Annotated in this window: 7 protein-coding genes; 5 read left to right on the top strand and 2 right to left on the bottom strand. The window is 69.0% G+C overall.

All coding sequences use genetic code 11. The annotated features are described in order from the left end of the window. Positions 1-984, top strand: a 984-nt coding sequence (locus tag QFW81_RS01565; RefSeq protein ID WP_425603946.1) for an OmpA family protein, incomplete at its 5' end; no start/stop codon positions are given. A gap of 139 nt (positions 985-1123) precedes the next feature. Next, positions 1124-1636, top strand: coding sequence for a hypothetical protein (locus tag QFW81_RS01560; protein WP_280576803.1), 513 nt, complete (start codon positions 1124-1126; stop codon positions 1634-1636). A 78-nt stretch (positions 1637-1714) separates the two neighbouring features. Here QFW81_RS01560 and kbl read toward each other — a convergent pair whose 3' ends face one another. Next, positions 1715-2908 carry a glycine C-acetyltransferase gene (gene kbl / locus QFW81_RS01555; protein ID WP_280576802.1) on the bottom strand — a complete coding sequence of 398 codons (1194 nt, stop codon included), beginning with the start codon at positions 2906-2908 and terminating at the stop codon, positions 1715-1717. An 82-nt stretch (positions 2909-2990) separates the two neighbouring features. Continuing rightward, a complete protein-coding gene (tdh, locus tag QFW81_RS01550) occupies positions 2991-4025 on the bottom strand; it encodes an L-threonine 3-dehydrogenase (protein WP_280576801.1) in 1035 nt (344 codons plus the stop codon). Positions 4026-4180: 155 nt separating this feature from the next. Between tdh and QFW81_RS01545 the strand changes: the two genes are divergently transcribed. The 3 genes from QFW81_RS01545 (at position 4181) to folC (ending at position 8605) form a co-directional block, all read left to right on the top strand. Further along, positions 4181-6352 carry a S46 family peptidase gene (locus tag QFW81_RS01545; protein WP_280576800.1) on the top strand — a complete coding sequence of 724 codons (2172 nt, stop codon included), beginning with the start codon at positions 4181-4183 and terminating at the stop codon, positions 6350-6352. 93 nt (positions 6353-6445) lie between these two features. Then, on the top strand, positions 6446-7093 hold the full coding sequence (locus tag QFW81_RS01540; protein WP_280576799.1) for a histidine phosphatase family protein: 648 nt from the start codon (positions 6446-6448) through the stop codon (positions 7091-7093). Between the two features lie 219 nt (positions 7094-7312). After that, positions 7313-8605: a bifunctional tetrahydrofolate synthase/dihydrofolate synthase gene (folC, locus tag QFW81_RS01535; protein ID WP_280576798.1), complete on the top strand. Its 1293-nt coding sequence runs from the start codon at positions 7313-7315 to the stop codon at positions 8603-8605. The last annotated feature ends 31 nt before the right edge of the window (positions 8606-8636 follow it).

Below are 8636 nucleotides of genomic sequence, written 5' to 3'. Positions count from 1 at the left end.
TCTGCGCAGGAATTCGACGATCGCTGGTACATCAGCGGCTCGGCCGGCTTCAATCTCCAGGACAACGATCGCCGCACCAATGACGCCCCGGCGGTTGCGCTGGGTGTGGGCAAGTTCATCAGCCCGGTCTGGTCGGTGGAAGGTGAAGTCAATTACCAGAACCCCAATTTCGATCACAACCAGGATCTGAACTGGAGCCAGTACGGCATCTCGCTGGACCTGCGCCGCCATTTCATCAATGAGGAGCGCAACTGGGCGCCGTACGTGCTGTTCGGTCTGGGCTACCAGCGCTCGGAAGAAGAGTACGACGCGTTCCCGAGCGCGAACTCGCCGGCGGAGCGCGAGGACGGCAATCTGGCGGCCAAGATCGGCGTCGGTCTGCAGGGCGACTTCTCGCGCCGTGTCGCGGTGCGCGCCGAGGTGGCGACCCGGTTCGACTTCGACGACCAGAGCTATGCTGCCGAGAGCGGCGTGGACTCGGGTGGCTACCCGCACCAGCAGGAAGAGAGCTACTTCAGCGACGTGATCGCGTCGGTGGGCGTGATCATCCCGCTGGGTCCGGAGCCGACCGCGCCGGTGGCCCCGCCGCCGCCGCCGCCGCCGACCCCGGCTCCGCCGCCGCCGCCGGCTCCGATCACGATCGACCTGAACGGCGTGAACTTCGACTTCGACCGTTCGACGCTGCGTCCTGACGCGGTGCAGATCCTGAACGAGGCGGTGGAGATCCTGAAGCGCTATCCCGACCTGCGTGTCGAAGTGGCCGGCCATACCGACCTGTGCGGTTCGGACGCCTACAACCAGGGTCTGTCGGAGCGTCGCGCGTCGGCGGTGTACGACTACATGACCAGCAACGGCATCGATGCCGGCCGCCTGATGGGTCCGACCGGTTACGGCGAGAGCCGTCCGCTGGAGCCGACGGCGCAGACGCTGCCGGGCTGCAAGAGCGAGGTCAACCGCCGTACCGAGCTCAACGTCCAGAACTGATCCTCTGAGCGTTGCAGTTGCAGACCAGGAAGCCCGGCCCCGTGCCGGGCTTCCTTTTTTTGTGTCTTTGCGGATGCGCCATGATCACGACGCACGGTCTTGCCAGCGCGAATGGCGCTGTTACACTCCCGCGCAATTCATGAGTGCGGGAGTCGCGGCGATGCGTGGACTGGCGGTGGTGGTGCTTTCGGTGGCGGCGTTGAATGCGCACGCGTCCACGCAGTGCCAGGGTGCGGCCCTGCCGCAACCCCTCGCCGTACAGCCCACCGTGCTCGCGCCCGTGGCCGCTGGCTTCGTGATCGCGAATCCGCAGCTCGGTTCGCAGCGTGGCGTGCTCGCCCCCGATTTCGATGAATCGCAGTCGGTCGACAACGTCCTGTGGCGGCTGCGCGTGGAAGGCTGCCAGAGCGTCGCCGCTGCGGTGCCGGCGACCGGTGCGGTGATCGCGCCGGCGGCAGCCGGCTACGTCAAGAAGACCGAACACGACAACACGCCGTACCGGTTCAACATGACCCAGAACGGCAAGCGCATGACGGCCGACGACTTCGATGCCTGGCTCCAGGCGAACGGCTACAGCGCCGGGCGGCGGGTCGCGCCTCCCGCGCCTCCCGCGGCCGTCGCGCCGGCACCCGAGGTGGCCCCGGAGCAGTAGCCGCGTCGGCGGCTGTCTCCCTGTCGAGAACCGAAGGCCCGTGCCCTGAGCTCGGACCGGGCGGCGAGCGGGGAGGGGTCAGGTCGGAACGACGCCCAGTTCCCGGCCGATGCGCACGAATGCGTCGATCGCCAGGTCAAGTTGCGCGCGCGTGTGCGCGGCCGACATCTGGGTCCGGATACGCGCCTGGCCCTTCGGCACCACCGGGAAGAAGAAGCCGATGGCATACACGCCTTCCTCGAGCAACCGCTCGGCGAAACGTTGTGCCAGCGGGGCCTCGTACAGCATGACCGGGCAGATCGGGTGCGTGCCCGGTCGCAGGTCGAATCCGGCGGCCGTCATCCGCTCGCGGAAATAGGTCGTGTTGCGCGCAAGCGCGTCGCGTAATTCCCCTGCGGCGTCGAGCATCTCGAACGCGCGCGTGCCGGCCGCCACCACGTGCGGCGGCAGCGAGTTCGAGAACAGGTACGGGCGCGAGCGCTGACGCAGCAGCTCGATGACCTCCGCCTTCGCGGTGGTGAAACCTCCCAGTGCGCCGCCCATCGCCTTGCCCAGCGTGCCGGTGATGATGTCGATCCGGTCCAGCACGCCCTTGACCTCGGCCGAACCGCGCCCGGTAGCGCCGAGGAAGCCAGTGGCGTGGCATTCGTCGATGTGCACAAGCGCGTCATATTTCGCGGCCAGCGCGGTGATCTCGTCCAGCGGGGCGATGAAGCCGTCCATCGAGAACACGCCGTCGGTGGTGACCAGGATCGTCTTCGCGCCGTCTGCGCGCGCCTGCTTCAGCTGCGCCTCCAGGTCGGACATGTTGCAGTTGGCGTAGCGGTAGCGCCGGGCCTTGCACAGGCGCACGCCGTCGATAATCGAGGCGTGGTTGAGCGCGTCGCTGATGATCGCGTCGTCCTCGCCCAGCAGCGGTTCGAACAGTCCGCCGTTGGCGTCGAAGCACGCGGCATAAAGGATCGTGTCTTCCTTGCCGAAGAAACCGGAAATGGTCTTCTCTAGCTCCTTGTGCAGATCCTGCGTTCCGCAGATGAAGCGCACCGACGCCATGCCGAAGCCGTGGGTGTCGAGCGCGTCCTTGGCCGCCGCGATGATGTCGGGATGGTCGGCCAGGCCGAGGTAGTTGTTGGCGCAGAAGTTGAGCACCCGTCGGCCGTCCGCCAGCGTGATCTCTGCCGACTGCGGACTGGTGATGATGCGTTCGGACTTGAACAGGCCGGCCTCGCGGATCTCGTCCAGCGTGGCGGCGTAGCGGTCGGTCAGCGACATGTGGACTCCGTGGCGCGGACCAGAGCCCGCGATGCGTGCGAGATGACGGCGGACGGCCGGGCCGTCTCCGCGCTCGTGAACCTCAGTTCCAGGTCAGCACGACCTTGCCGGACTTGCCCGATTCCATCAGGTCGAAGCCCTTCTGGAACTCGTCGGCATGCAGCTGGTGGCTGAGCACCTTGCCGAGCGGGAAGCCGGACAGCACCAGTTGGGTCATCTTGTACCAGGTCTCGTACATGCGACGGCCGTAGATGCCCTGCACGGTGAGGCCCTTAAAGATGATGCGGTCCCAGTCCACGCCCGCGCCCTTGGGCAGGATGCCGAGCAGGGCGACCTTGCCGCCGTGGTACATGGCATCGAGCATGTCGTTGAACGCGCGCGGGTTGCCGCTCATCTCCAGGCCGACGTCGAAGCCGTCCATGTGCAGGTCGGCCATCACCTCCTTGAGCGAGGTGTTGGACACGTTGACCACGCGCGTGGCGCCCATGTCGGCGGCCAGCTTGAGCCGGTAGTCGTTGACGTCGGTGACCACCACGTTGCGCGCGCCGATGTGCTTGCAGATGCCGGCGGCCATCACCCCGATCGGGCCGGCGCCGGTGATCAGCACGTCCTCGCCGACCACGTCGAATTCCAGCGCGCAGTGCGCGGCGTTGCCGTAGGGATCGAAGAACGCGGCCAGTTCGGAGGGAATCTGGTCCGGGATCGGCCACAGGTTCGACGCCGGCATCACGATGTATTCGGCGAACGCACCGTCGCGGTTCACGCCGATGCCCACCGTGTTGGGGCACAGGTGCTGCTTGCCGGCGCGGCAGTTGCGGCAGTGGCCACAGACGATGTGGCCCTCGGCCGACACGCGCTGGCCCACGGTGTAGCCCGATACACCGGGGCCGAGTTCGGCGACGCGACCGACGAACTCGTGGCCGATCACCAGCCCCGGGCGGATGGTGCGCTGGCTCCACTCGTCCCACAGGTAGATGTGCAGATCGGTGCCGCAGATGGCGGTCTTCTCGAGCCGGATCAGGACCTCGTTCGGTCCCGGCACCGGCACCGGCACCTGCTCCATCCAGATGCCCTTTGCGGCTTCGCGCTTGACCAGCGCCTTCATCATTCGGCCCATGGGGAGCGTCGCCTCGAATCGGAATGGACGCGATTATACGCTCCGGGTCGGGGTCACCCGCGCCGCGGGCTGGCACCGGAGCATGACCATCGTCATGGCTGTGCGTCGCCCGGAGTGGCTAGACTGCGGCCATCACGACTGTCCGGATCCGACGCATGTCCAACCGCTCCCGCTTCACCCTTGCCCTGTCCGTGCTGGCGGTCGCCATGGTGTCGCAGGCCCGGGCCGCGGAAGGCATGTGGGTGCCGCAGCAGTTGCCGGAGATCGCCACGCCGCTGAAGAAGGCGGGCCTGCGCCTGGATCCCGCGCAACTCGCCGACCTGACCGGCGACCCGCTGGGCGCGGTGGTCTCGCTCGGTGGTTGCACCGCGAGCTTCGTCTCGCCGCAGGGACTGGTCGTGACCAACCACCATTGCGCGTACGGTGCGATCCAGCTCAATTCGACACCGGAGCGCAACCTGATGCGCGATGGCTTCAATGCCGCCGCACAGGCCGACGAGATCACCGCAGGACCGAACGCCCGCATCTATGCGCTCGACGCGATCACCGACGTCACGGAGCGCGTACATGCGGCGATCGCGGCCAAGTCCGAGCCGCTGGCGCGCACCCAGGCACTCGATGCGATCGAGAAGCAGCTGGTGGCCGAATGCGAAGCGGAGCCGGGATACCACTGCCGCATGTACAGCTTCCTCGGCGGCAACGCGTACCGGTTGTTCCGGAACCTCGAAATCCGCGACGTGCGGCTGGCCTACGCACCTCCGGGCAGCATCGGCAACTACGGCGGCGAGGTCGACAACTGGATGTGGCCTCGGCATACGGGCGATTTCGCGTTCTACCGCGCCTATGTCGGGCGCGACGGCAAGCCGGCCGCGTTCTCGCCGGACAACGTGCCATATCAGCCCCGGCACTGGCTGAAGATCGCCGAGCGTCCGCTGCGCGCGGGCGATTTCGTGATGGTGGCCGGGTACCCGGGCCGCACCAGCCGGTATGCGCTGGCGGGCGAGTTCGAAGACACCGAACAGTGGGCCTATCCCACCGTCGCCCGTCATTACCAGGCGCTGACGGCGCTGGTCGACGCGCGCGGGAAGGCCGATCCCGACATCGAGGTGAAGTACGCCAGCACGGTGCGGGGCTGGGAAAACGTGATGAAGAACTACGAGGGCCAGCTCAGCGGCTTCGCCCGCACCGGCGCGGCGGAACGCAAGCGCGCCGAAGAGGCGGCGGTGCTGGCGTGGCTGGCCTCGCGTGGCGCGGAGGGGGAGGCGGCGATCGAAGCCCACCGCCGACTGGTCGCGCTCGACGCGGCGGAGCGCGCGACGCGCGAACGCGATCTCGTCGTGCGCATGCTGCACAACACCGGTGCCATGTCGGCCGCCATCACCCTGTATCGCCTCGCGATCGAGCGTGAGAAAGCCGACGGCGACCGCGAACAGGGCTACCAGGCGCGCGACCTGCCGACCATCGAGGGCAACCTGCAGCAGATGGAGCGCCGCTACGTGCCCGGCATGGATCGCGAACTGCAGCGGTACTGGCTGGCCGAGTACGTCAAGCTGCCCGCCGCTCAGCGGCTTCCGGCGCTCGACGAGTGGCTGGGCGGCGACGACGCGGCGGCGATCGACGCCGCGCTCGACCGCCTGGAGAAGAGCGCGATCGGCGAGACCCGGACCCGCATGGCCTGGCTGCAGGCCGACCGCAAGGAACTGGAAGGCAACCGCGATCCCGCCCTCCGTTACGCCGTCGCGCTGATGCCCACGCTGCTGGAACTCGAGCGCGAGGGCAAGGCGCGCGCGGGCGAGCGCCTCGCCACGCGCGCCACGTACCTGCAGGCGGTGGCGGACTACCGCCGCAGCCAGGGCGGGCACGTGTACCCGGACGCCAACTCGTCGCTGCGCATCACCTTCGGCAACGTCAAGCCCTATACCAAGCTCGACGGCAGCGAGCAGGCGCCGTTCACCCGCCTGGAAGAGGTGGCGGCGAAAGCCACGGGTGAGGCCCCGTTCGATGCGCCGCAGGCGCTGCTCGACGCGATCGCGCAGAAGCGCCATGGCGGCCTGGCCGACCGCCGCCTGCGCGCCGTTCCGGTCAACTTCCTGTCCGATCTCGACGTCACCGGCGGCAACTCGGGCTCCCCGGTGCTCGACGCGCGCGGCGAGCTGGTCGGCTTGCTGTTCGACATGAACTGGGAGGCGGTGGTCTCGAACTGGGTATTCGACGCCGACATGACCCGCACCATCTCGGTCGATCAGCGCTACATGCGCTGGATCATGCAGGAGGTCTATCCCGCGCCGCAGCTGCTGCGCGAGATGGGCGTGGCACCGCGACGCTGAGGGCGGCGCCAACGTACGGGCCGCTTGGCTTAGACTAGGCGCCGCGCCGCGGGGAGTCGTGGCCGCTTCCTCAACACCCGGACCCGTTGCCGCATGAGAATCCTGCTTGCCCGTCACGGTGAGACGCCGTGGAATGCCGAAGGCCGCTACCAGGGGCAGGAGGACATCCCGCTGTCGCCGGTGGGCGAGAAGCAGGCGAGGCTGCTGGGCGAGCGGCTGCGCGACGTGCGCATCGACAAGGCGGTCAGCTCGCCGCTGACCCGTGCCTACCACACGGCGCAGTACGCGCTGGGCGAGCTGCGCGCGCCCATGCTGACCACCGAGATGGGCTTCATGGAGATCGCGCACGGCAGCTGGGAGGGCCTGCTGGCCAGCGAGATCGCGGAGCGGGACCCCGACCTGCTGCGCGCCTGGCGCGAAGCACCGGATACGGTGCTGATGCCCGGCGGCGGCGAGTCGATCAAGCAGGTATTCCGCCGCGCCTGGGAGGCGCTGGAGTGGTCCGTGGACGGGCTGGGCGGGGACGATACGCTCCTGGTGGTGGCGCACGACGCGGTCAACCGCGTCCTGCTCTGCCACGTGCTGGGCATCCCGCTGTCGCGCCTGTGGACCTACCGCCAGGCGCCGACCACGCTCAACCTGCTCGAGGGCGACGATCTCGCGCATCTGGAAGTGGTGCGCTTGAACGACTGCTCGCACCACACCGCATTCTTCGGTGAGGCGGTGCACCGGGCCCTGTAGGCCCGAGCGCAAACCCGGAGCCGACGAACCCGGGCCGGAGCCGTCGTACAGGTTCCACGCACCGCCACGGCCCGTGCGGGTCGCGTCGTACGCGGCTTGGCAGCCCGCCCCGGCTGCGCAATGCTGCCGCGTCGGCGGTTCGCGCGGTTCGCTGTCGCGAATCCACGGCGCATGCGGCGCGTCTTCGTCGCCCCGATCGATCGAGTCCCGGCCCTCCCGATGTCCAAGACCCTGTCCGACTGGCTTGCCTACATCGAGTGCCAGCATCCGGCCTCCATCGCGATGGGTCTCGAGCGCGTGCGCGACGTCGCGGCGCGCCTGGGCCTGGGACGGCCCGCGGCGCACGTGGTCACGGTCGCGGGCACCAATGGCAAGGGCTCGACCGTCGCCTTCCTGGAGGCGATCGCGCGCGAAGCCGGATTGCGCGTGGGCGCCTACACTTCGCCGCACCTGTTCGCCTACAACGAGCGCGTGCGCATCGATGGCCATGATGCGGGCGATGCCGCGCTGGCCGCTGCCTTTGGCGTGGTGGAGCAGGCGCGCGCGGACACGCCGCTGACCTACTTCGAGTTCGGCACCCTGGCGGCACTGTGGCTGTTCGAACGCGCAGGACTCGACCTCGTGCTGCTCGAAGTCGGGCTCGGGGGCAGGCTGGATGCGACCAACCTGGTCGACGCCGACGTCGCCGTGATCACCACCGTCGATCTCGACCACCAGGCCTGGCTGGGCGACGACCGCGAAACGATCGGCGCGGAGAAAGCGGGCATCGCCCGCGCCTGGAAGCCGCTGGTGCTGGGCGAGGACGACCCCCCGGCCAGCGTGCTGCGCCATGCCTACGCGCTGGGGGCCTCGGCCATCCGCGCCGGCAGCGATTTCTTCTTCGAGCCGGCGGGCGATGGACGCTGGCGCTGGCGCGAGCTGAACGACGCCATGGAGCTTCCGCTGCCGGCACTGGCCGCACCGGTCCAGCTGCGCAATGCGGCCACCGCCATCGCGGCCCTGCGGGCGCTGGGCCTGGACATTCCGGAGTCGACGATCGCACGCGGCATTGCCGGCGCGCGACTGGCAGGGCGGCTGCAGCACGTAGTCCGCGGGGGAGTGGAGGTGTTCGTCGACGTGGGTCACAACCCGCAGGCGGCGCGTGCGCTCGCAGCCTGGCTCGCCCTGCCGGCGCGTGGGCGCACGCTCGCGGTGTACGCGCCGCTGGCCGACAAGGACGTCGTGGGCGTGGTGGCAGCGCTCGGGGGCCCGGTGAACGACTGGTGGATCGCCGGTACCCCCGATGCCGGCGCGCGCGGACTCATGGTCGGGGACCTCGCCGGGCGCCTGCGCGAGGCGGACATCCAGGTGACGGGTCGCGGCGAGGACACGGCTGCCGCGCTCGCTGCGGCGCTCGCCTCCGCGAGCCCCGGCGACCGGCTGCTCGTGTTCGGATCATTCCATGCCGCCGAATGTGCGTTGCGCGCACTGCAGGGCGCGGGTTCAGAAGCGCCCGGTGGCCCGGGCGTATAATTCGCGCGCCCACCGCTCTTGCCGAACCTGA

The sequence above is a fragment of the Luteimonas kalidii genome (genome assembly GCF_029887935.1).
In the GTDB taxonomy this organism is placed as follows: domain Bacteria; phylum Pseudomonadota; class Gammaproteobacteria; order Xanthomonadales; family Xanthomonadaceae; genus Luteimonas; species Luteimonas kalidii.
The sequence above is the reverse complement of the archived record's forward strand: the minus strand, read 5'-3'. Positions and strand labels throughout refer to the sequence as shown.

Excerpts from the sequence above, each read along its gene's own strand:
- QFW81_RS01540 (WP_280576799.1), top strand. The coding sequence starts at position 6,446 with ATGAGAATCCTGCTTGCCCGTCACGGTGAGACGCCGTGGAATGCCGAA.
- tdh (WP_280576801.1), bottom strand. The coding sequence starts at position 4,025 with ATGGGCCGAATGATGAAGGCGCTGGTCAAGCGCGAAGCCGCAAAGGGC.
- QFW81_RS01560 (WP_280576803.1), top strand. The coding sequence starts at position 1,124 with ATGAGTGCGGGAGTCGCGGCGATGCGTGGACTGGCGGTGGTGGTGCTT.
- folC (WP_280576798.1), top strand. The coding sequence starts at position 7,313 with ATGTCCAAGACCCTGTCCGACTGGCTTGCCTACATCGAGTGCCAGCAT.
- kbl (WP_280576802.1), bottom strand. The coding sequence starts at position 2,908 with ATGTCGCTGACCGACCGCTACGCCGCCACGCTGGACGAGATCCGCGAG.
- QFW81_RS01545 (WP_280576800.1), top strand. The coding sequence starts at position 4,181 with ATGTCCAACCGCTCCCGCTTCACCCTTGCCCTGTCCGTGCTGGCGGTC.